Origin of the sequence: Stenotrophomonas sp. TWI1183, assembly GCF_039673115.1 — a bacterium.
Taxonomy (GTDB): domain Bacteria; phylum Pseudomonadota; class Gammaproteobacteria; order Xanthomonadales; family Xanthomonadaceae; genus Stenotrophomonas; species Stenotrophomonas maltophilia_AA.
Genome location: NZ_JBDJKZ010000029.1, coordinates 1 through 21,148 on the forward strand (window position 1 = coordinate 1; position 21,148 = coordinate 21,148).

At 66.2% G+C, this 21,148-nt stretch carries 19 protein-coding genes; 5 read left to right on the top strand and 14 right to left on the bottom strand.

The window, feature by feature from the left end:
* Positions 1 to 145: 145 nt before the first annotated feature.
* From lpdA to ABE434_RS18230, 7 genes are all read right to left on the bottom strand, one after another.
* On the bottom strand, positions 146 to 1,582 hold the full coding sequence (lpdA, locus tag ABE434_RS18200; protein ID WP_346479808.1) for a dihydrolipoyl dehydrogenase: 1,437 nt from the start codon (positions 1,580 to 1,582) through the stop codon (positions 146 to 148).
* Positions 1,583 to 1,642: 60 nt separating this feature from the next.
* The gene (gene sucB / locus ABE434_RS18205; RefSeq protein WP_176989489.1) at positions 1,643 to 2,845 is read right to left on the bottom strand and encodes a dihydrolipoyllysine-residue succinyltransferase; all 1,203 of its coding nucleotides are present in this window, start codon (positions 2,843 to 2,845) and stop codon (positions 1,643 to 1,645) included.
* A gap of 43 nt (positions 2,846 to 2,888) precedes the next feature.
* Positions 2,889 to 5,720, bottom strand: coding sequence for a 2-oxoglutarate dehydrogenase E1 component (locus ABE434_RS18210; RefSeq protein ID WP_346479809.1), 2,832 nt, complete (start codon positions 5,718 to 5,720; stop codon positions 2,889 to 2,891).
* Positions 5,721 to 5,905: 185 nt separating this feature from the next.
* Positions 5,906 to 6,814 carry a GNAT family N-acetyltransferase gene (locus ABE434_RS18215; protein WP_346479810.1) on the bottom strand — a complete coding sequence of 303 codons (909 nt, stop codon included), beginning with the start codon at positions 6,812 to 6,814 and terminating at the stop codon, positions 5,906 to 5,908.
* 14 nt (positions 6,815 to 6,828) lie between these two features.
* The gene (locus ABE434_RS18220; RefSeq protein ID WP_346479811.1) at positions 6,829 to 8,232 is read right to left on the bottom strand and encodes a cupin domain-containing protein; all 1,404 of its coding nucleotides are present in this window, start codon (positions 8,230 to 8,232) and stop codon (positions 6,829 to 6,831) included.
* A gap of 63 nt (positions 8,233 to 8,295) precedes the next feature.
* On the bottom strand, positions 8,296 to 9,663 hold the full coding sequence (gene purB / locus ABE434_RS18225; RefSeq protein ID WP_179459581.1) for an adenylosuccinate lyase: 1,368 nt from the start codon (positions 9,661 to 9,663) through the stop codon (positions 8,296 to 8,298).
* A gap of 37 nt (positions 9,664 to 9,700) precedes the next feature.
* Positions 9,701 to 11,023 carry a hemolysin family protein gene (locus tag ABE434_RS18230; protein WP_176989493.1) on the bottom strand — a complete coding sequence of 441 codons (1,323 nt, stop codon included), beginning with the start codon at positions 11,021 to 11,023 and terminating at the stop codon, positions 9,701 to 9,703.
* Positions 11,024 to 11,327: 304 nt separating this feature from the next.
* On the opposite strand from ABE434_RS18230, the gene ABE434_RS18235 reads away from it, so the two are divergent.
* Complete coding sequence (locus tag ABE434_RS18235) at positions 11,328 to 12,740, top strand: class II fumarate hydratase (protein WP_176989494.1); 1,413 nt, start codon at positions 11,328 to 11,330, stop codon at positions 12,738 to 12,740.
* Positions 12,741 to 12,819: 79 nt separating this feature from the next.
* Here ABE434_RS18235 and ABE434_RS18240 read toward each other — a convergent pair whose 3' ends face one another.
* The 7 genes from ABE434_RS18240 to ABE434_RS18270 form a co-directional block, all read right to left on the bottom strand.
* Positions 12,820 to 13,245 carry a hypothetical protein gene (locus tag ABE434_RS18240; RefSeq protein ID WP_176989495.1) on the bottom strand — a complete coding sequence of 142 codons (426 nt, stop codon included), beginning with the start codon at positions 13,243 to 13,245 and terminating at the stop codon, positions 12,820 to 12,822.
* A 93-nt stretch (positions 13,246 to 13,338) separates the two neighbouring features.
* A complete protein-coding gene (locus ABE434_RS18245) occupies positions 13,339 to 13,947 on the bottom strand; it encodes a DUF2884 family protein (protein WP_176989496.1) in 609 nt (202 codons plus the stop codon).
* 30 nt (positions 13,948 to 13,977) lie between these two features.
* Positions 13,978 to 14,859 (bottom strand): hypothetical protein, encoded by an 882-nt coding sequence (locus ABE434_RS18250; RefSeq protein ID WP_346479812.1) that lies wholly within the window; start codon positions 14,857 to 14,859, stop codon positions 13,978 to 13,980.
* A 27-nt stretch (positions 14,860 to 14,886) separates the two neighbouring features.
* Entirely contained in the window at positions 14,887 to 15,915 is a 1,029-nt protein-coding gene (locus tag ABE434_RS18255; RefSeq protein WP_346479813.1) for a hypothetical protein, read from the bottom strand.
* Positions 15,912 to 16,787 carry an ABC transporter ATP-binding protein gene (locus ABE434_RS18260; protein ID WP_346479814.1) on the bottom strand — a complete coding sequence of 292 codons (876 nt, stop codon included), beginning with the start codon at positions 16,785 to 16,787 and terminating at the stop codon, positions 15,912 to 15,914. Before ABE434_RS18260 ends, ABE434_RS18255 begins: the two co-directional genes overlap by 4 nt.
* On the bottom strand, positions 16,784 to 17,146 hold the full coding sequence (locus tag ABE434_RS18265) for a GntR family transcriptional regulator (protein ID WP_019185943.1): 363 nt from the start codon (positions 17,144 to 17,146) through the stop codon (positions 16,784 to 16,786). The genes ABE434_RS18260 and ABE434_RS18265 overlap by 4 nt, the downstream gene beginning before the upstream one ends.
* Positions 17,147 to 17,148: 2 nt before the next feature.
* The gene (locus ABE434_RS18270; RefSeq protein ID WP_179458546.1) at positions 17,149 to 17,403 is read right to left on the bottom strand and encodes a hypothetical protein; all 255 of its coding nucleotides are present in this window, start codon (positions 17,401 to 17,403) and stop codon (positions 17,149 to 17,151) included.
* Between the two features lie 528 nt (positions 17,404 to 17,931).
* Here ABE434_RS18270 and ABE434_RS18275 point away from each other — a divergent pair.
* From ABE434_RS18275 to ABE434_RS18290, 4 genes are all read left to right on the top strand, one after another.
* On the top strand, positions 17,932 to 18,474 hold the full coding sequence (locus ABE434_RS18275) for a glutathione peroxidase (RefSeq protein ID WP_346479820.1): 543 nt from the start codon (positions 17,932 to 17,934) through the stop codon (positions 18,472 to 18,474).
* An 84-nt stretch (positions 18,475 to 18,558) separates the two neighbouring features.
* The gene (locus tag ABE434_RS18280) at positions 18,559 to 19,539 is read left to right on the top strand and encodes an FKBP-type peptidyl-prolyl cis-trans isomerase (protein ID WP_346479815.1); all 981 of its coding nucleotides are present in this window, start codon (positions 18,559 to 18,561) and stop codon (positions 19,537 to 19,539) included.
* 22 nt (positions 19,540 to 19,561) lie between these two features.
* Positions 19,562 to 20,911 carry a UDP-glucose/GDP-mannose dehydrogenase family protein gene (locus tag ABE434_RS18285; RefSeq protein WP_176989502.1) on the top strand — a complete coding sequence of 450 codons (1,350 nt, stop codon included), beginning with the start codon at positions 19,562 to 19,564 and terminating at the stop codon, positions 20,909 to 20,911.
* Positions 20,904 to 21,143 (top strand): SlyX family protein, encoded by a 240-nt coding sequence (locus ABE434_RS18290; RefSeq protein WP_179458549.1) that lies wholly within the window; start codon positions 20,904 to 20,906, stop codon positions 21,141 to 21,143. Before ABE434_RS18285 ends, ABE434_RS18290 begins: the two co-directional genes overlap by 8 nt.
* Positions 21,144 to 21,148 lie beyond the last annotated feature (5 nt).

The following is a 21,148-nucleotide window of genomic DNA, read 5'->3' on the forward strand; positions in this document are numbered from 1 at the left end:
ACGTGGAGCCGGCCAGCGGCCGGCACTACCCATGGCGCGGAGCCGGCCAGCGGCCGGCACTACCCGGCGGCAGCGGTCGACGTCACCGACCGCCCACAAAAAAACCCCGCCGAGGCGGGGTTTTTCGTTACGCCACCAACAGGGCTCAGTTGGCCTTGTGGATCGCGCGCTTGCTCACGGCCATCGCGGCGTCATGCACCACTTCGGACAGCGACGGGTGGGCGTGGCAGATGCGCGCCAGGTCGTCGGCCGAACCGCTGAACTCCATGGTCAGCACGCCTTCGTGCACCAGCTCGGAGACGTTCGCGCCGACCAGGTGCATGCCCAGGATGCGGTCGGTCTCGGCATGCGCCAGGACCTTCACGAAGCCGGTCGGCTCGATCATCGCCACGGCACGGCCGTTGGCGGCGAACGGGAAGCTGCCCGCCTTGTACGGGATGCCTTCGTCCTTGAGCTGCTGCTCGGTCTTGCCGACCCAGGCCAGCTCCGGCTCGGTGTAGATCACCCACGGGATGGTGTCGAAGTTGACGTGGCCCGGCAGGCCCGCGATCAGCTCGGCCACGGCGATGCCTTCTTCGAAGCCCTTGTGCGCCAGCATCGGGCCGCGCACGCAGTCACCGACCGCCCAGACGCCATTGACGCCGGTGTGGCAGTGCGCGTCCACTTCGATCTGGCCACGCTCGTTGATCTTGACGCCGGTGCCTTCGGCCAGCAGGCCCTTGGTGGCGGCGCGACGGCCGACGGCCACCAGCAGCTTGTCCACGATCAGGCTCTTCTCGCCTTCACCATCGGTGTAGGTCAGGGCGACTTCCTTCTTCTTGCCCTTGCCGGTCACGTCGGCCTTGGAGACCTTGGCGCCCAGGCGGATGTCCAGGCCCTGCTTCTTGAATTCCTTCAAGGCGGTCTTGGCCACTTCGGCATCGGCCGCGGCCAGGAAGTCCGGCAGCGCTTCCAGGATGGTCACTTCCGAACCCAGGCGCTTCCAGACGCTGCCCAGTTCCAGGCCGATCACGCCGGCGCCGATCACGGCCAGGCGGGCGGGGACTTCGGTGAAGTCCAGGCCGCCGACGTTGTCGACGATGGTCTCGCCGTCGAACTTGGCGAACGGCAGTTCGATCGAATCCGAACCGGCGGCGATGATGACGTTGGTGCCCTTCAGCTCGACTTCCGCGCCGTCGTGCTGCTTCACCTTGACGATGTTGCCCGGCTGCAGTTCACCGAAACCGTAGTACGCGGTGACCTTGTTCGCCTTGAACAGCATGGCGATGCCGCCGGTGAACTGCTTGACGATCTTGTCCTTGCGGCCAACCATCGCCTCGACGTCCATCTTGGCGTCCTTGAAGCTGATGCCGTGGTCGCCAAAGATGTGGCCCATGTTCCAGAACTGGCGCGAGGAATCCAGCAGCGCCTTGGACGGGATGCAGCCCACGCGCAGGCAGGTGCCGCCCAGGGCCGGCTTGCCGTCCTTGCCCAGCGCAGCGTCGATGCAGGCGGTCTTCAGACCCAGCTGCGCGGCGCGGATGGCGGCATGGTAGCCGGCCGGACCGGCACCGATGACGACGACGTCGAATTGTTCAGCCATTGATAGTTCCTTGTTTCTTTACCAGAACCCCTCCGCGCAGGCGCGGAGGGGTGGGAGGTCTTACAGGCCGAACAGCATGCGGCCCGGGTTTTCCAGCTGGTTCTTGATGTCCACCAGGAACTGGACCGAATCCTTGCCGTCGATGATGCGGTGATCGTAGGACAGCGCCAGGTACATCATCGGCGCGATCACGACCTGGCCGTTCTGGGCGATCGGGCGTTCCTTGATGGCGTGCATGCCCAGGATGGCGCTCTGCGGCGGGTTGATGATCGGGGTCGACAGCAGCGAGCCGAAGGTGCCGCCGTTGGTCACGGTGAAGGTGCCGCCCTGCAGTTCTTCCAGGCTCAGCTTGCCGTCACGGGCCTTCTTGGCGTAGTCGGCGATGGTCTTTTCGATGTCGGCGAACGACATGCGCTCGACGTTGCGCAGCACCGGGGTCACCAGACCCTTCTCGGTCGACACGGCGATCGAGATGTCCGAGTAGCCGTGATAGATGATGTCGTCACCATCGATCGAGGCATTGACCAGCGGGAAGCGCTGCAGCGCGTTGGCGGCGGCCTTCACGAAGAAGCTCATGAAGCCCAGCTTGATGCCGTGGGCCTTGACGAACTCGTCCTGCAGATCCTTGCGCGCGGCCGAGACCTTGGACAGGTCGACCTCGTTGAAGGTGGTCAGCATCGCGGTGCCGTTCTTGGACTGCATCAGGCGCTCGGCGATGCGCTTGCGGATGCGGGTCATCGGCACGCGTTCTTCCGGACGTGCGCCACCGGACTTGCCGGCGCCACCGTTGCGGGCGAAGTTGACGATGTCTTCCTTGGTCACCGCGCCGCGACGGCCGGTGCCGTCCACGTCGGCCGGGTTCACGCCTTCGGTGATCGCGGTGAAGCGCGCGCCGGGGGGCAGGGAGTCGGCGCCGGACTTCGCAGCCGGGGCCGGCGCTGCAGCAGCTGCCGGAGCGGCGGCCTTGGCCGGAGCGGCCTCGGCCTTCTTCTCTTCAGCAGCCGGCGCCGGAGCATCGGCCACGGCGCCTTCTTCGATGATGGCCACGATCTGGCTGGAGGTCACGGTGGCGCCCACCTCGAACTTGATCTCCTTCAGCACGCCATCGACCGGCGACGGCACTTCCAGGACGACCTTGTCGGTTTCCAGATCAAGCAGGTTTTCATCGCGCTTGACGGCATCGCCGACCTTCTTGTGCCAGGTGGCGATGGTGCCGTCGGCGACGGATTCGGGCAGTACCGGGGCTTTGACTTCGGTGGCCATGCGGGAGCTTCCTGGTTTGTCTTTTCTAGAATGAGGGGGAGAGTTATTCAGCGACCGAGTCGTTGAACGGGTTGACCAGGGCATCGGCGATCAGCTTCTGCTGTTCGATGATGTGGTCAGCCATGTGTCCAGCGGCCGGCGAGGCCGAACGGGCGCGACCTGCGTAATGGATGCTCTGGCCATCGGCCAGGCACGCCTGCAGGTGGTGGCGGATCTGGTACCAGGCACCCTGGTTCTGCGGTTCTTCCTGACACCACACCACATCGACCGCCTTGCCGTACTTCTTCAGCTCGGCCGCCAGTGCCACGCGCGGGAACGGATACAGCTGTTCGACGCGGATGATGGCGACATCGTCCTGGCCACGCTTGGTCTGGTCTTCCAGCAGGTCGTAGTAGACCTTGCCCGAGCACAGCACCACGCGCTTGACCTTCTTGGCGTCTGCCTTGGCGTCGCCGATCAGGTGCTGGAACTCGCCGTTGGCCAGTTCCTCCAGGGTCGACACGGCCAGCTTGTGGCGCAGCAGCGACTTGGGCGACATCACGATCAGCGGCTTGCGGGTGGTCATGCGCATCTGGCGACGCAGCATGTGGTACGCCTGCGCCGGGGTCGACGGCACGCACACCAGCATGTTCTCCAGCGCGCACAGCTGCAGGAAACGCTCCAGACGCGCGGAGCTGTGCTCCGGGCCCTGGCCTTCGTAACCATGCGGCAGCAGCAGGGTCAGGCCGGTGATGCGGCCCCACTTGGCTTCGCCGGCAGCGATGAACTGATCGATCACGACCTGGGCGCCGTTGGCGAAATCGCCGAACTGGCCTTCCCAGATGCACAGGGTGTTCGGATCGGTGGTGGAGAAGCCGTACTCATAGGCCATCACCGCTTCTTCGCTGAGCAGCGAATCGATGATGGTGGCCTGTTCCGGCGACTCGACCAGCTGACGCAGCGGCAGGTAGTAGTTGTCGGTCTTCTGGTCGTGCAGGATCGCGTGGCGGTGCGTGAACGTACCGCGGCCGACGTCCTGGCCGACCAGGCGCAGGTTGTTGCCTTCGTCGAGGATCGTGGCGTAGGCCAGGTTCTCGGCAAAGCCCCAGTCGCCCGGGATTTCGCCGGCGGCCATCTTGCGGCGGTCGTCGTAGACCTTGGCCACGCGCGAATGCAGTTCCACGCCTTCCGGCACGGTGTTGATCATCTGCGCCAGCTGCTTGACCTTCTCCATGCCCACCGCGGTGGTGATGGCATCGGAGAGCTTGCCGTTGAGCAGCTTGGGCCAGTCGACGTACATCTTGCTGGTGGCCGGGGTCTTTTCGACCTGGGCCAGCTCGGTGGTGACTTCACCGGCATCGAGCTTGTTGCGGTACGCATCGACCAGCGCCTTGCCACCGCCGGCTTCGATCACGCCGGCAGCTTCCAGCGACGCCGCGTACAGCTCGCGGGTGGTCTGGTGCTTGCGGATCACCTGGTACATCAGCGGCTGCGTGATCGCCGGTTCGTCGGCCTCGTTGTGGCCCCAGCGGCGGTAGCACATCAGATCGATGACCACGTCCTTGCTGAACTTCTGGCGGAACTCGAAGGCCAGCTTGGCGGCAAACACGACCGCTTCGGGATCATCGCCGTTCACGTGCAGCACAGGCGCGGCGATCATCTTGGCCACGTCGGTGCAGTACAGGGTGGAGCGCGAGTCTTCCGGGTTGGAGGTGGTGAAGCCGACCTGGTTGTTGACCACGATGTGCACCGTGCCGCCGACGGCGAAGCCGCGGGCCTGGGACATCTGGAACAGCTCCATCACCACGCCCTGACCGGCGAAGGCCGCGTCGCCGTGGATCAGGATCGGCATGACCTGCTTGCGGGCGGTGTCGCCACGGCGTTCCTGGCGCGAACGGACGCTGCCGGCCACGACCGGGTCGGCGATTTCCAGGTGCGACGGGTTGAACGCCAGTGCCAGGTGGACGGCACCACCGGCGGTGGCCACGTCGGCCGAGAAGCCCATGTGGTACTTCACGTCGCCGGCGGAGGCGTGGTCGTCGTGCTCGAACTTGCCTTCGAACTCGTCGAACAGCTTGCGCGGGCTCTTGCCGAGGGTGTTGACCAGCACGTTCAGGCGGCCGCGGTGGGCCATGCCGATCACCACGTCCTTGACGCCATCCTTGCCGGCGTCACGGATGATGGTGTCCATCATCGGGATCAGCGAATCGCCGCCTTCCAGCGAGAAGCGCTTCTGGCCGACGTACTTGGTGTGCAGGTAGCGTTCCAGACCCTCGGCAGCCGTCAGGCGCTCCAGGGTGCGGCGCTGGGTCTCTGCGTCCAGGTTGTAGTTGCCACCGGCCATTTCCAGGCGCTGGTACAGCCACTGGCGCTGCTCGACCTCGGAGATGTGCATGAATTCCGCACCGATCGAGCCGGTGTAGGTCTTCTTCAGGCGCTCCAGCAGGTCGCGCAGTTTCATGCGCGGCTGGCCGGCGACACCGCCGGTGCTGAACTCACTGCCCAGGTCGCTTTCCGACAGGCTGTGGAACGGCAGGCCCAGATCCGGCGGATTGGTAGGCGCGGTCAGGCTCAGCGGGTCCAGGCGGGCACCGAGGTGGCCACGCGAACGGTAAGCGGTGATCAGGCGGCCGACATTGCGCTCGCGCTCGTCGCCGGCACCGGCGGCCGTGCCACTGTTGACGGCCTTCTTGGCGGCGTCGGCAATGTGGGCGATGACGGCCGAGTGCGGAATATCACCGGCTTCGCGGCCCTGGAAGCCGTCGAAGTAGGTCTTCCATTTGGGATCGACACTGTCCGGAGAAACGAGGTACTGCTCGTACAGATCCTCGATATAGGAGGCGTTGCCGCCGGCGAGCTGCGAAGATTGCGCAAACTGCTTCAGTTGATTGTCCACGATGGAGAGTCGGATTCGCTTGTGGGGTAAGGCTTCGATGATCCGGCAGGGAAAAGTGAATAGCCCTGCGCGGGCGGTATCTAACACCCCAAATTGTACCCCCATCGAGACAGGAAGGGGCACCGTACGGTCCAGTGCGGGGACCGCGGTGTCATTCCCAGACAGGTTCGGGAGCGTGGGGTGAGCTACAGGCCCAGCGCGCGAAGTTCGCTGCAATCACGCGAACGTTCCCATACGCGCTGCAAACCCTCCCGCAACGGTCGCGAACGTGCCGGTTGGGCCAACCCGGCCTCGCCATCGAAGCGATGGCCGCTCAGACGAAAGTAGTAGTCGCCGGCATCGTTGAGCAGGCAGGCCGATGCGGTGGCGCGGTCGATCGGATCGCTGACCTCGCGCACGCGGAAGACGCTCGGCAGGCGCTGGAGCAGGCCCAGCACGGGCGAGCCGGCCTGGCGGATGGCGGCGCTGTCGTGGACGATCAGCCACGCCTGCTTGTCATGGCGTGCGGTGGCGTAGCGGCGCAGGGCTTCGAGCACCGGCGGTGCATCAAGCAGGCCGGGGTCGAGCTGGCGGCTGTGGATCCAGAGCTGGCGACGGGCGCGGTGGACCAGCGCGGTGGTGATCGCCACCGCCTCGTCGGCCCGTGCGATCGCGACCGGCCCCGACAGGGCCAGCCGCATGTGCTGGTGGGCGATGCCGGCCTCTTCGAACACCTCGCCGTCGGGCAGGAAACCCTGCCGGGTGTAGAACACACGGGCCGGGAGCTGTGCGTGCAGCGCGACCTCCCGCCAGCCCCGGGCCCGGGCCTGGTCGACCAGGGCCAGCAGCAGGGCTTCACCCACGCCCTTGCCGCGCCAGGCCGCCAGCACCGCCATGCGCCCGATCCGGCCGTCCGGGGTGAGCCGGCCGGCGCCGATCGGGGAACCGGCGGCGTCGCGGGCCAGGACGTGCACGCTCAGGGGATCGAGCGCGTCGATCTCCAGCTCGGCGGGTACCTGCTGCTCGTGGACGAACACGGCGGACCGCACCCGGTGCAGCGCTTCGTGCTGCGCCGGGTAGTCGACCACGTCAACGTGAAAGCCGGAGGCGGTCATGGCGGGCAGGGCGCTCAGCCGCGCGGGGGCGCGTCCTTGCCGTCGGGCTCGTCGCTGTCGTCGAAATCGATGACGACTTCGATGCCGTCGTCATGGATGGTGACTTCGTGCACGTCGGCCTCGACGGCCTCGTCATCGACGACGTCGACCGCGTCGGTGCCATCGACGATGTCGTACTCGGCGACGTAGTCGTCTTCGTCCTCGAACCCGGCGTCATCCACCAGCTGGTAGAAGCCGCCGACGACCAGCGCCTGCACGGCGTCACGGCCCTTGGCCGAGAGCTTCTTGTAAAGCGCCGCGCCGACCTGCTCGGCCCCGGCCAGTACCTGGGCGTCCTTGACCGGCAGGGCGAAATCCAGGCCGCTGCAGTACAGGCTGGCGCCCCGCTTGGCCCGGCGCCAGGCCAGGCGCGCCCACGGGTGACGCTGCAGTTCCACGCCGGCGCCGAGGGCGGCTTCGATCTCTTCGCGCGGCAGCGGTTCGCCATGCGCCATCACTTCCCCGGCGGCGCGGTAGGTGGTGATGAAGCGGCCGAACCAGTCACCGAGCTTGTCCGGGTCGTTCATGCGGATCGCATTGAGCGCCTCGACCACGCGGTTCATCGAGACCACGTCGATTTCGTTCGGATCTTCCGGGACCTTCAGGTCCGGATCCTGATAGCGGATGGACTCGTCGGCGCCTTCGATCAGGGTATCGAGGTAGTCGCTGATCAGTTCGGCCGAGGCCGGGGCGCGCATGCCGAAGGAGAAGGTCAGGCAGGGGTCTTCGGCGACGCCGTTGTGCGGCACGTTCGGCGGCAGGTACAGCATGTCGCCCGGGGCCAGCACCCAGTCGTGGGTCGGCTTGAAACGGCGCAGCAGCTTGAGTTCTACGTCGTCGCGGAAGTCCAGCGGCGGGCGCTTGCCCTTGATGGATTCGCTGGCGTCGATCTGCCAGCGGCGGTGGCCGTAAGCCTGCAGGAGGAAGACGTCGTACTGGTCGACGTGGGCGCCGACCGAACCGCCGGTGGCGGCGAAGCTGATCATCACGTCATCCATGCGCCAGCGCGGCAGGAAGTCGAAATGGCTGATCAGGGCGCGCACGTCGGCGTCCCACTTGTCCACGTCCTGGACCAGCAGGGTCCAGTCGTGGTCGGGCATGCCCGGGAACTCTTCTTCCTGGAACGGGCCGGTACGCACGCTCCAGCCATCGGTGGCGCGATCGTGCGTGATCAGGCGCGACAGCGCGCCTTCCTCGCAGGCCAGGCCGGCGAGGTCTTCGGGCTGGACCGGCGTTTCGAAATCGGGGAAAGCGCCGCGGATGAGCAGCGGGCGCTTCTGCCAGTAATCGCGCAGGAAGGTGGCGGCGGGCATGCCCAGCGGCAGGCCGGGGCGGGCCTGGACTTCGATGGCGGGAGTTTTGATCTTGCGTGCGGCCATGGGGGAGATCCTTGCAGCGTGTAGACGGGAATTCGGGGGCGCGGCGGTGCCGCGCCCGGGCCCTCAGATCGCCCTGGCCAGATCCGCAGCCAGGCCGATGTAGCCGCCCGGGGTCAGGGCGCGCAGGCTCTGCTTGGCGTCGGCCGGCAGGTCCAGCGATTCGACGAAGGCCTGCATCGATTCGGTGGTGATGCCCTGGCCGCGGGTGAGGGCCTTGAGCTGTTCGTAGGGATTGGGCAGGCCGTGGCGGCGCATGACGGTCTGCACGGCTTCGGCCAGCACTTCCCAGGAGGCGTCGAGGTCGGCGTCCAGGCGCTCCGGGTTCACGGTCAGCTTGCCCAGGCCCTTGGCCAGCGAATCCAGGGCGACCTGGGTGTGGCCGAAGGCGGTGCCGACCGCGCGCAGCACGGTGGAGTCGGTCAGGTCGCGCTGCCAGCGGCTGATCGGCAGCTTGGCGCTGAAGTGCTCGAACAGGGCGTTGGCGATGCCGAAGTTGCCTTCGGCATTTTCGAAGTCGATCGGGTTGACCTTGTGCGGCATGGTCGAGGAGCCGACTTCGCCTTCCTTGAGCTTCTGCTTGAAGTAGCCCAGCGAGATGTAGCCCCAGACGTCACGGGCCAGGTCGATCAGGATGATGTTGGCGCGACGGGCGGCATCGCCGATTTCGGCGACGTTGTCGTGCGGTTCGATCTGGGTGGTGTACGGGTTGAACACCAGGCCGAGGCTTTCCACGAAGCGCTGGGCGAAGGCCGGCCAGTCCACGTCCGGGTAGGCGATGACGTGGGCGTTGTAGTTGCCCACTGCGCCATTGATCTTGCCGGTCAGCTCGACCGCGGCGATCTGGCGGCGCTGGCGCTCCAGGCGGGCGACGACGTTGGCGACTTCCTTGCCCAGGGTGGTCGGCGAGGCGGTCTGGCCGTGGGTGCGCGACAGCATCGGCTGGGCGGCCTGGGCGTGGGCGAGGGTACGAAGCACGCCGGCGATGTTGTCCAGCGACGGCAGCAGCACCTCGCGGCGGGCCTGCTCGAGCATGAGGCCGTAGCTGAGGTTGTTGATGTCTTCGCTGGTGCAGGCGAAATGCACGAACTCCAGCGCCGGGCCCAGCTCCGCATCGGCGGTGAGCTGTTCCTTGATGAAGTACTCCACGGCCTTGACGTCGTGGTTGGTGGTGCGCTCGATCTCCTTCACCCGCGCGGCGTGGGCCGGGGCGAAGTCATCGGCCAGGGCGCGCAGGCGCGCGGTGGCGGCGGCCGAGAACGGCGCCAGTTCGACGATGCCCGGCTCGTTGGCCAGTGCCAGCAGCCATTCCACTTCCACCTTCACGCGGGCCTTGATCAGGCCGTATTCGGAGAAGATCGGGCGCAGGGCGTCGACCTTGCCGGCGTAGCGGCCATCGAGCGGGGACAGGGCGAGCAGGGCGAATTCGGACATGGCAGGGCGCAGGTCGTTGGCAGCGGGGGCCGTCATTCTACGCTGCCCCGGCGTCCTCGGCCTGTGCCATGCGCACCGTCACTGCCTGGATCCGGTGCCCGGCCATGCGCTTGATGGTGAACAGGTGCCCGTCGATCTCCAGCTGCTCGCCCTCCTCGGGCAGGCGCTGGAGCTGGTGCACGATCAGCCCGCCGACCGAATTGAGGTGGTCCGGCGCGCTCAAGTCATGCCCCAGCAGGCGCTCCAGCCGGAAGATCGAGGTCGAACCGGCCACCAGCAGGGTGCCGTCCGCGCCGCGGGTCGGTGCGTCCTTGACGATATGCGGGTGCTCGTCCTCGATATCGCCGACCACCACTTCCAGCAGGTCTTCCAGGGTGAAGTAGCCCAGGATGCGGCCGTGCTCTTCCACGCACAGGGCGAGATGGGTGGTGCCGGTGCGGAACCGCTCCAGCACCAGCGGCACCGGGGTTTCCAGCGCGATCAGGTTGGCCGGGCGCAGCAGCGGGCGCAGGTCATCGGTCGGGTTGCCGCGGGCGATTTCCACCAGCAGGTCCTTCATGTGCAGGATGCCCAGCACTTCCTCGCCGTCGCGGTCGAACCACGGGTAGCGGCTGTAGCGGCTCTCGGCGAACTCGGCCATGACGTCGGCCAGGCTCATCCCCTCGCGGAACGCCCGCATATGGTCGCGTGAGCGCATCAGGTCGCCGGCCACCAGCTCGGGCAGTTCCAGCGCGTGGCTCATCAGGGTGAGGTCCTGGTCCGGCGCGGTGCCCGTGGGCTGCTGACGGCCCACGATGAGCTTGAGCTCCTCGCGCGAGTAGCGGTGCGAGGTGTGCTCCACATCGCCCCAGCCGGCGAGGCGCAACAGGGCGTTGGCGCTGTTGTTGAGCAGCCAGATCGCCGGGTACATCGCCCAGTAGAACAGGTACAGCGGCGCGGCCGTCCACAGCGACATCGCTTCCGGGCGGCGGATCGCCATCGATTTCGGTGCCAGTTCGCCGAGCACGATGTGCAGGAACGAGATGATGCTGAAAGCGATGATGAAGGCGGTCAGGCGCGAGGCTTCCGGGGTCAGCCCCAGCGTATCGAACAGCGGTTGCAGCAGATGCGCGAAGGCCGGTTCGCCGACCCAGCCCAGGCCCAGCGAGGACAGGGTGATGCCCAGCTGGCAGGCCGAGAGATACGCATCCAGGTGCGCGTGCACGTTGAGCAGGAGGCGGCCTCGCCAGCCGTTGTTTTCGGCCAGGCCGACGGCCTGGGTGTGGCGCAGCTTGACCAGGGCGAACTCGGCGGCCACGAAGAAGCCGTTGAGCACCACCAGCAGCAGGGCCAGTACGAGGAGCAGGAGGTTGCCGATCATCCGCGGCCCCGCAGCGGTGCTGCCAGAGGCGGAACGGCACCCGCGGTCACCAGGGCGGTGAGGGCGGTGAGGGCGGTCATCGGTGCGTGCGCGGCGGCACGCCCGGTACTACTGTCGGGATCGTCACCCATGGGGGCGGCAGGCTGTCTGAATGGAAACGAATTCCGAGTCTAGCCGATCCATCGCGGCCTTGGGTTTCAACGGCGCTTGGGAGTATCGTGATGCGAGCCGCCAGCCAGGGAATCGGGCCCGTTGCCAGCCGCAGGTTCCCTTTCATCCACGAAAGATGTGCGGAGTTGAAGCAATGAGCAAGGGTTTCAGGATTGAACACGACAGCATGGGCGAACTGCAGGTGCCCGCCGATGCGTTGTGGGGCGCGCAGACCCAGCGCGCCGTCGATAATTTCCCGGTGTCGGGCCAGCGCATGCCGCGTGGTTTCATCCGCGCGCTCGGCCTGGTCAAGGGCGCTGCCGCGAACGTCAACGTCGAGCTGGGCCATCTGCCGCGCAACATCGGCAAGGCCATCGAGGCCGCTGCGGCCGAAGTCGCCGACGGCCGCCACGATGCGCATTTCCCCATCGACGTCTACCAGACCGGTTCGGGCACCTCCTCGAACATGAATGCCAACGAGGTCATCGCCACGCTGGCCAACCGCGCCGGCAAGGCCGGCAAGACCGCAGTGCATCCCAACGATCACGTCAACCAGGGGCAGAGCTCCAACGATGTGATCCCGACCGCGCTGCGGGTTTCCGCGCTGCTCGGCGTGCATGAGCAGCTGCTGCCCTCGCTGGTGCATCTGCGCAAGACCATCGACAAGCGCGGCCGCGCGCTGCGCAAGGTGGTCAAGACCGGCCGCACCCATCTGATGGATGCGATGCCGCTGACCTTCGAGCAGGAATTCGGTGCCTGGTCGGCGCAGTTGTCTTCGGCCCAGGATCGCATCGAGGACAGCCTCAAGCGGCTGCGTCGCCTGCCGCTGGGTGGCACGGCGATCGGCACCGGCATCAATGCCGACCCGCGCTTCGGCGCGCAGGTGGCCAAGCAGCTCAAGCAGCAGACCGGCATCAAGTTCGACAGCGCCGAGAACAAGTTCGAAGGCCTGGCCGCGCAGGACGATGCGGTCGAACTGTCCGGCCAACTCAACGCCCTGGCCGTGGCGCTGATCAAGATCGCCAACGACCTGCGCTGGATGAATGCCGGTCCGCTGGCCGGGCTGGGCGAGATCGAACTGCCGGCGCTGCAGCCGGGCAGCTCGATCATGCCGGGCAAGGTCAACCCGGTGATTCCCGAAGCCACCGTGATGGTCTGCGCCCAGGTGATCGGCCACCACACCGCGATCACCGTTGCCGGGCAGACCGGCAACTTCCAGTTGAACGTGACCCTGCCGTTGATCGCCGCGAACCTGCTGGACGGGATCAACCTGCTCGCCAACATCACCCGCCTGCTCGCCGATACCGCGATTGCCGGGCTGAAGGTGCGCGAGGATCGCGTCCGCGAGGCACTGGATCGCAACCCGATCCTGGTCACCGCCTTGAACCCGATCATCGGCTACGAGAAGGCCGCCGCGATCGCCAAGCGCGCTTACAAGGAGCAGCGCCCGGTGCTGGATGTGGCCAAGGAAGACAGCGGCCTGTCGGAGGCCGAGCTGCGCCGGTTGCTCGATCCGGCCGCGCTGACCGCCGGTGGCATTCATGCCGGTGGGGGTGGGGGCGGTTGAGCGCACGCGGGTGCTGAAATGAAAAACGGGCCGAAAGGCCCGTTTTTTTGGTGCGGAGCCGGCCAGCGGCCGGCACTGCCTAGTGGCGGTCGGCCTGCAGATTGCCGAAGGTCTCGGTGTACGCCTTGAACTCCGGGATTTTCGCGGTCAGGTCCGGCGGGATCGGCTGCATGCCCTCGGGCACCTGGATCTTCACCGAGCGCTTGGCCGGGTCCGGCGGGGCATCGGTCAGGGTGTTCTGGCGCAGCACCTGCAACTGGCCGAACATGCCCTGCAGCATCGCCTGCTGCTCCTCGTTGAGCGGGATTTCGATCTCATCGATCTTCATGTGCCCGTTGGGCAGGATGATGATGTTCGGCGCGGGCGCGCGGCGCACGGTGACCATGCCGTCGCTGACGGTGATCTTCGGCTTGCTGCGCTCGGCGCGGTGATTGCGGTATTCCTGGTCGCAACCGGTGGCGACCAGGCAGAACAGGGCGAACAGCAACAGACTCAGCTTCTTCATGAGCAGGCAACGCATGCGGCGGGAACGGAGAGTGTAGTCCTCCGGCGCCGGGAAGGGCCTGCCTGCGACGCATCGTCGCAGGCAGTGGCCGGTTTACTTGCCGCAGTCGTCGATGTCGCTCTGGTCCATGGTCGCGTAGGGCTGGAAGGCCGGCAGCGCGGCGGCCAGCGCCTGCTGCCTGGCCATCATCCCCGGCAACAGGCCGCACAGCTTCTGGGCCTGGTCCTCGATCTTCTTGGCCTCTTCATTCACCCGCGCTTCGATGCCCTGGGTGTCGCCGGAGAACATGCCCTTGATCGCTTCACCGGCGGCTTTCACGCCGAGATTGGCACCGGCCACGCCGATCTCCATGCCGGCACTGGCCAGCGATTCGACCTGCTTGCGGTAGTCCAGCAGCAGTGCACGCTGCCGGGCGTCAACGGCGACCGCCTTGCCATCGATGAGCAGGTCACCCTGCGGGCTGATCTCGGCCTTCGGGGATTTCCCGTTGGAGATCGAGATGTTGCCCTGGGTGATTTCCTTGCGGGCCTTGTCGGTGGCCTCCTGCACGGTCTTGCCGATGCCATCGGTATCCAGCGCGCTGGTCGCGGGGGCGGATGCGCTCTGGTCGGCGGGCGCTTTGCCCTTGCCGCTGTCAGGGGCGTTGCAGGCAGCGATCGGCAGGCACAACAGCAGGGCAGGCAGCAGCAGTCGAGTCGTCATGATGCGTATCCGTAAGAGGAGATGAGAGGCTTACTTGCCGCGCGGCAGTTCAACCCGGCCGCGCACGTTGCTGTGGCGGATGTCGCCGCTGCCGCTGTTGGCCACGCGCAGGTCGCCGCCGACGTCGCGCGCGGTCACATCGCCGGAACCGTGGCGGTCCACGGTGACGCTGCCACCGATGTCGCGCAGTTCGGTATCGCCGGAGCCCACGGTGCCGACCCGTACGTTGCCCTTGGCCTGGCGCACAGTGGTGTCACCCGAGCCGACCACGCCGATCTCGACGTTGCCGCCGACCGTATCGAGTTCGAAGTCGCCGGAGCCGATCGTGCCGACCTTGGCATCGCCGCGGACGTTGCGCGCCGTGAAGTCACCCGAGCCGACCGAGAGCAGGTTCAGTGCACCGGCACCGTCGAGGACGACATCGCCCGAGCCGACCGCCGCAGTCACCAGGCCCTTGATGTTCTCGAGCTTGATATCGCCGGAGCCGACGTCGGCGCTGAGCGAATGCGCGCCGGTGACGCTGGCGTCGCCCGAGCCGACCTTGAGCTGGACCAGGATCGTGTCCGGCACGGTGCCGCGCATGTCCAGGTAGGCATAGCTGTTGCCGCTCATGGAGAGGCTGCGGCCTTCGCGCTGCAGGCGGACGACGAGCTTGTCGCCGACCTTCTGCTGGGTCACGGTCAGCTCGCGCAGCCAGTCGGCGTTGGAGGCGCAGGCGCGCCCCCCGAGCTGGGCCGCGCCCGGGCCGGCCTGCAGCACCAGATCGTGCTGGTTCACTTCGAACACCACCGCCTTGGCACCGGCCAGGTCGAGCTTGAGGTCACGTGCTTGGTTGAACTTGCACTGCGGTTCATCGGCGAGCGCGGTCAGCGGCAGCAACAACAGGGAAGCAACAGCGAGCTTGCGGATCATGGGTGGGTCCTCGATGAAGGGCAGGGATCAGATTTCGCCGGCGCGGCGGCGCAGGCGGATGGCCAGGAACAGGAACACCACACCGAAGGCTGCACCGATCCACAGTTCCGGCATGGCGAAGGCGCCCAGCTGGTGGCTCGGGCCCAGTTCGTTGACCAGGTTGTCCATGTTGCCGTTGCCGCTGAACAGCGCGTCGCCACGGTAGAACTGGTCGGTCGCGGGAACCGCGCTGAGCAGCAGGCGGCCGACGATGTGCTTCCAGAACCAGCCACCGGTCAGGTCGAACAGGGTCATCACCTTGGTGGTGCTGACGATGATGCCGGCGAACAGCGGCAGCATCACCGCCCACAGGAACGGCTTGGTCTTGGCCCAGGCCGAGCACAGCAGCAGCCAGCCGACGGTCGGCAACGCCCACAGCAGGTAGACCGGGATCCAGGACAGGTGGCCGGCGATGATGGTCAGCGGGCTGGCCGGACCCCAGATCAGCACCATCGGGTCACCGCCGTGGGCGATCACCACGATCGAGATCATCACCAGGAAGCCGAGCATGGTCAGGGCCGAGGCGACCACCGCGATGAGCGGGGCGATCAGCAGCGCGCTCAGTGCCTTGGACAGCACCGTGGACGTATCCGACAGCGGCAGCGACTTCCAGAACAGGATGCTGCGGTCGCGACGGTCGTCGTACAGGGCACCCAGGCAGTAGAAGAACACCACGAAGGCGAGCACGATCAGCGGCCAGCCCGAGCTCAGGATCAGGGTCAGGTCCAGGCCATTGGCCAGGTCATGCAGGTTCTTGGCATCCAGCTTGCTGGTCAGCAGGCTCAGGTCCAGGCCGTTGATGCTGACGTTCTCGTCGTTGAGATGGAGGCCGCCGCTCTTGACCGCGCGGTGCATGGCGACCAGGCCGAACACGATGCCGAGCAGGCTCATCACCAGCGAAATGCCACCGGCGATCACCGGCGCATACAGGAAGCCGCCGCGGTTTTCCCAGTACTCACGCTTGAGCAGCCACTTGAACGCACTGGCCTTGCTGATGGGATGGTTGACGGTGTTCATGCGTAGGTTCCCTTCATGATGGCCACGAACAGATCCGCCAGCCCCGGGCTGCGGATTTCCCCCAAGGGGGTGAGCTGGGCGCGTGGCACCCCGTCGAACAGCAGGACGGTCTTGCCGAAGGGCAGGGCGCGTTCGTCGATCGGCTTGAGCGCGCGCGCGGCCTCCACGGCGTCGGCCGAGACCAGTACTTCGGTGTAGCGCTCGCCGATGTCTTCCATGTCGGTGGTGAGCACGATGCGGCCATCGCGGATGAACATCACATCGGTGAGGATGTGTTCGATCTCTTCCACCTGGTGGGTGGTGACGATGATGGTCTTCTGCTCGTCGAAGTAGTCTTCCAGCAGGCGCTGGTAGAACTCCTTGCGGTACAGGATGTCCAGGCCGAGCGTGGGCTCGTCCAGCACCAGCACCTTGGCATCGATGGCCATCACCAGCGCCAGGTGAAGCTGCACGATCATGCCCTTGGACAGTTCACGCACGCGCTGCTTCGGATGCAGCTTGGTGGAGGCCAGGAAGCGCTCGCAGCGGGCCCGGTCGAAGCGCGGATGGGTGCCGGCGACGAAATCGATCGCCTCGCGCACCTTCATCCAGCGTGGCAGCACCGCCACGTCGGCGATGAAGCACACATCGTTCATCAGCGCGTTGCGCTGCTCGGCCGGGTCCAGCCCGAGCACGCGCAGCTCGCCTTCCACCGCGGTCAGGCCGAGCAGGGCCTTGAGCAGGGTGGTCTTGCCGGCGCCGTTGGGACCGATCAGGCCGGTGATGCGGCCGGGAGCGATCGTGAAGCTGGTGTTGTCCAGCGCCACGGTCTGTTTATAGGCCTTGCGCAGGCCTCGAGCGGAAATGACGACATCACTTGCAACGGCATTCATGAGGATTTCCCCTGGGGCAGCAATTCGTCGAGGTTCAGGCCCAGGCGCTGGATGCGTTCCAGGACCAGTGGCCATTCTTCATTGAGGAACCGGTCGCGCTCGCTGCTGCGCAGCTGCGTGGCCGCTTCTTCGGTCATGAACATGCCCAGGCCGCGGCGCTTCTCGACCAGGCCTTCATCGGCCAGTTCCTGGTAGGCGCGCGAAACGGTGATGGGATTGAGCTGGTACTCGGCGGCTACCTGCCGGACCGAAGGCAGGGCGTCGCCGGGTTTGATGATGCCGTCAAGCATCATGGCGATCACGCGCTCCTTCAGCTGGCGGTAGATCGGAGCACCATCGCTCCATTGAATATCGCTCATGGTCAGCTCCGTGGGTTCAGCGACTGCGCGAATGAGAAGTAAGGCATGGACAGGGAGCTGTGCAGCCGGCGGGGGGGCGTGGGGGCGCCGTCGGCGGTCCCTGCCTCGATGACGCCTGCGTCCTGCGGGCCTTCAAACACATTGGCGCTGGCAGCATCGCCAGCGTCACCGGAGGGGGTGCCGAACCAGCCGAGCAACAGCAGCGCCGAGGCGGCGATGACGGCTTTGGCGGAGTGGTGGTGGCGCATGCGGTTCATGGGCTTCCCCTGTCTAGGTGACTGGTGTTGTATGCAACTATAACACCGGCACGCCGAAGATCAACAGGGTGGGTGACCCAACTGATGGCAGGGGGTGCATGACAGGCGCTGTTCCTACTCAAGTCGTTGAATGTAATAGGTATTCATGAGGTGCTTGCCGGCATTGTCCGCCAGCGCACATTCATTGATGTCAATGATATGGCAAGCCGGGAGCGCATTCAGGCGATCGATCAAGGGCGGGTGCAACCGCGTGAACCCGGCCAGAGAGGTCACCGATGACGCTGAATGCGCCTGTGCCCGGCTGCGTCTGGCAACCCGCCGCAGCTCCGCGCACAGCGCATCGATGGCACGCGGACCAACGGCGGACGGCGGCTAAAACGCCGGTGATATAGTGCCCGCCGCAGTTCCGGCAGCGTCCGCCGGGCCCGTTGAGCCTCTCTTTTCCTTACCTGGAGTGTCGCGATGCACCACGTGTCTCTGTTGTCGCCCGTCCGTCGCGACCGCGCTCCGCGCCGGGCCCGCGCGCCCATGCTGTTGCTGGCGCTCGGCCTGCTGGCGGGGACGTCGGCCCAGGCGGCCGATCTGCTCGATGTGAGCTATCGCCCGCTCGCCGGCAAAGGCGAGGTGAACCTGGCCAAGCAGTACGGCGGCAAGGTGCTGCTGGTGGTCAATACCGCCAGCAAGTGCGGTTTCACCCCGCAGTACGAAGGCCTGGAGGCCCTGCAGCGCAAGTACGCCGCGCGGGGTTTCTCGGTCCTGGGCTTCCCGTCCAATGATTTCAAAGGCCAGGAGCCGGGCGACGAGACCCAGATCCAGGAGTTCTGCACGCTGACCTACGGCGTGAAGTTCCCGATGTTCCAGAAGGTGGTCGTCACCGGGCCGGAGGCGACACCGCTGTATCGCAGTCTCGCCACCGCCACGGGCGTATCGCCGGGCTGGAACTTCCACAAGTATCTGGTCGGTCGCGATGGCCGGGTGGTCGCGCAGTTCCCGAGCAAGGTCACCCCGGACGATCCGAAGTTGGTGGCGGCGATCGAACGTGAGCTGTCTGTCACGGCAAACAAGCGCTGACGATATCGACATCTCGGACGCGCGTGCGACAATGGTTGCTTTCGCGCCGACGTCGGCGTCCAGTCACTTCCAGGAATGCAGCGAATGAAGATGGGAATGCGCGGCGCCGCGGCGTCGGTTCTGATTCTGGCGATGGGTGCCACCGGTACCGCGATGTCGCAACAACCAGCCGCCCGCGCGGCTGTCAAGGAGACTTCCACTTTGAACTCCCAACGGGAAAAGCTCGGCTACGCCATCGGCATCGATGTGGCCAATTCGTTCGGTCCGATCTCCAGCGAGATCGACCTGGCCGCGCTGCGCCGCGGTGTGACCAATGCCTTTGAAGGCAAGCAGCCGCTGATCAGCCAGGAAGAGGCGCAGAAGACCGACGCCGCCCTGCGCCAGGCCGTGATGGCCAAGAACGGCCAGCCGGTTCCGGGCGTCGCGCCGGGCACCGCGCCGCCGAAGGTGGACCGCGAAAAGGTCGGCCTGATGCTGGGCAGCTTCGCCGTGGGCCCGTCGCTGGCCCCGCTGAAGGACGATCTGGACCTGGACGCGCTGTTCGAGGCGGTCAGCACCACGTTCAACAACGGCACCCCGAAGATGACCGCCGAGCAGGCCAAGGCCACGCTGGAAGGCTTCATGAAGGGCAAGCAGGCTGAAATGGAGGCCAAGTCCGCCGCCCAGGCCGGTACCAACCGCGTGGACGGCAACAACTTCCTGGCCAAGAACAAGACCGCGCCGGGCGTGGTGACGACCGCTTCTGGCCTGCAGTACCAGGTGCTGCGTCCGGGTTCGGGCGAACGCCCGCTGCCGACCAGCAAGGTGCGCGTGAACTACGAAGGCAAGCTGCTCGACGGCACCGTGTTCGACAGCAGCTACCAGCGCGGCCAGCCGATCGAGTTCGGTCTGGACCAGGTGATCAAGGGTTGGTCCGAAGGCGTCTCGCTGATGCCGACCGGTTCCAAGTACCGCTTCTGGATTCCGGGCGAGCTGGCCTATGGCGAGCAGGGCACCCCGGGTGGCCCGATCGGTCCGAACGCCACGCTGACGTTCGACGTCGAGCTGCTGAACGTTCTTCCGTAACGGATCTGGAGCCCCACCGCCCATGCGCGTTGCGATTTTCGGTACCGGCTACGTCGGTCTTGTCACGGGTACCTGCCTGGCCGAGGTCGGCCACCAGGTGATCTGTGTCGATATCGACCAGGCCAAGGTCGACGGCCTCAACAACGGGATCATCCCGATCTATGAGCCCGGCCTTGAGCCTATGGTGAAGGACAACCACGCGGCGTCGCGGTTGACCTTCACCTCCGATGCCGCCACCGCGATCGCGCATGGCCAGGTGATCTTCATTGCCGTGGGCACGCCACCGGACGAGGACGGCAGTGCCGACCTGCAGTACGTGCTGGCCGTGGCCCGCACCATCGGCCGGCACATCACCGTGCCGGTGGTGGTGGTGAACAAATCGACCGTGCCGGTAGGCACGGCCGACAAAGTCCGTGAGGCCATCGCGCAGGCGCTGGCCGAACGCGGCGTGGAGATCGCGTTCGACGTGGTCTCCAACCCCGAATTCCTCAAGGAAGGTGACGCGGTCGCCGACTGCATGCGGCCGGACCGCATCGTGGTGGGCGCGTCCAATCCCGATTCGATCGCGTTGATGCGCCGCCTGTATGCACCGTTCAACCGCAACCACGACCGCGTGGTGGAGATGGACGTGCGCTCGGCGGAGCTGACCAAGTACGCGGCCAACGCGATGCTGGCGACCAAGATTTCGTTCATGAACGAAATCGCCAACATCGCCGAGAAGGTCGGTGCCGATATCGAGCAGGTCCGCCAGGGCATCGGTTCGGATCCGCGGATCGGCTGGCACTTCATCTATCCCGGTGCCGGTTACGGCGGCTCGTGCTTCCCCAAGGATGTGCAGGCGCTGGCCCGCACCGCCCAGCAGTACGGCCATGAGCCGATGCTGTTGAACGCGGTCGAAGCCGTCAACGAGCATCAGAAGGGCCATCTGTTCGCCCTGATCCAGCGCCACTACGACCGTGGCGAAGACGAAGGCGTGCGCGGCAAGACCTTCGCGGTGTGGGGCCTGGCATTCAAGCCGAACACCGATGACATGCGCGAGGCCTCCAGCCGCCGCCTGCTGGCGCAGCTGTGGGAAGCGGGTGCGACGGTGCGCGCCTATGATCCGGAAGCGACTGAAGAAGCGCGCCGCATTTTCGGCGAGCGCGATGACCTGGTGTTCTGCGCCAACGCCTATGACGCCCTCGAGGGCGCCGATGCGCTGGTCGTGGTGACCGAATGGAAGCAGTTCCGCAGCCCGGATTTCATCCGGCTGCGCGAGATGCTCAGCGATGCGGTCGTCTTCGACGGCCGCAATCTGTACGACCCGCAGGATATCGAAGCCGCGGGCCTGGCTTACTACGGCATTGGCCGGGGACGTTCGTTGAATGCATGAGTCCACACCCTCCGAGCGCGAACAGGCACTGGAAGCACGCCTGGTCGAGCTGGAAATGCGTGTCTCCTTCCAGGAGCAGGCGCTGGCCGAACTGAGCGAGGCCCTGGCCGATGCGCGCATGGAAGGCAACCGCAATGCCGACCTGACCCGCATCCTGCTCGAAGACCTCGGCAAGGTCCGCACCGCGCTGTATTCCGATTCGGCCGAAGAGCCGCCGCCTCCGCATTACTGATCTGA

Coding starts and splice junctions, on each gene's coding strand:
- ABE434_RS18230 (WP_176989493.1), bottom strand. CDS start 11,023: ATGATCGGCAACCTCCTGCTCCTCGTACTGGCCCTGCTGCTGGTGGTG.
- ABE434_RS18245 (WP_176989496.1), bottom strand. CDS start 13,947: ATGACGACTCGACTGCTGCTGCCTGCCCTGCTGTTGTGCCTGCCGATC.
- ABE434_RS18260 (WP_346479814.1), bottom strand. CDS start 16,787: ATGAATGCCGTTGCAAGTGATGTCGTCATTTCCGCTCGAGGCCTGCGC.
- ABE434_RS18255 (WP_346479813.1), bottom strand. CDS start 15,915: ATGAACACCGTCAACCATCCCATCAGCAAGGCCAGTGCGTTCAAGTGG.
- purB (WP_179459581.1), bottom strand. CDS start 9,663: ATGTCCGAATTCGCCCTGCTCGCCCTGTCCCCGCTCGATGGCCGCTAC.
- ABE434_RS18285 (WP_176989502.1), top strand. CDS start 19,562: ATGCGCGTTGCGATTTTCGGTACCGGCTACGTCGGTCTTGTCACGGGT.
- ABE434_RS18240 (WP_176989495.1), bottom strand. CDS start 13,245: ATGAAGAAGCTGAGTCTGTTGCTGTTCGCCCTGTTCTGCCTGGTCGCC.
- ABE434_RS18235 (WP_176989494.1), top strand. CDS start 11,328: ATGAGCAAGGGTTTCAGGATTGAACACGACAGCATGGGCGAACTGCAG.
- sucB (WP_176989489.1), bottom strand. CDS start 2,845: ATGGCCACCGAAGTCAAAGCCCCGGTACTGCCCGAATCCGTCGCCGAC.
- ABE434_RS18215 (WP_346479810.1), bottom strand. CDS start 6,814: ATGACCGCCTCCGGCTTTCACGTTGACGTGGTCGACTACCCGGCGCAG.
- ABE434_RS18280 (WP_346479815.1), top strand. CDS start 18,559: ATGAAGATGGGAATGCGCGGCGCCGCGGCGTCGGTTCTGATTCTGGCG.
- ABE434_RS18290 (WP_179458549.1), top strand. CDS start 20,904: ATGCATGAGTCCACACCCTCCGAGCGCGAACAGGCACTGGAAGCACGC.
- ABE434_RS18250 (WP_346479812.1), bottom strand. CDS start 14,859: ATGATCCGCAAGCTCGCTGTTGCTTCCCTGTTGTTGCTGCCGCTGACC.
- lpdA (WP_346479808.1), bottom strand. CDS start 1,582: ATGGCTGAACAATTCGACGTCGTCGTCATCGGTGCCGGTCCGGCCGGC.
- ABE434_RS18220 (WP_346479811.1), bottom strand. CDS start 8,232: ATGGCCGCACGCAAGATCAAAACTCCCGCCATCGAAGTCCAGGCCCGC.
- ABE434_RS18275 (WP_346479820.1), top strand. CDS start 17,932: ATGCTGTTGCTGGCGCTCGGCCTGCTGGCGGGGACGTCGGCCCAGGCG.
- ABE434_RS18265 (WP_019185943.1), bottom strand. CDS start 17,146: ATGAGCGATATTCAATGGAGCGATGGTGCTCCGATCTACCGCCAGCTG.
- ABE434_RS18270 (WP_179458546.1), bottom strand. CDS start 17,403: ATGAACCGCATGCGCCACCACCACTCCGCCAAAGCCGTCATCGCCGCC.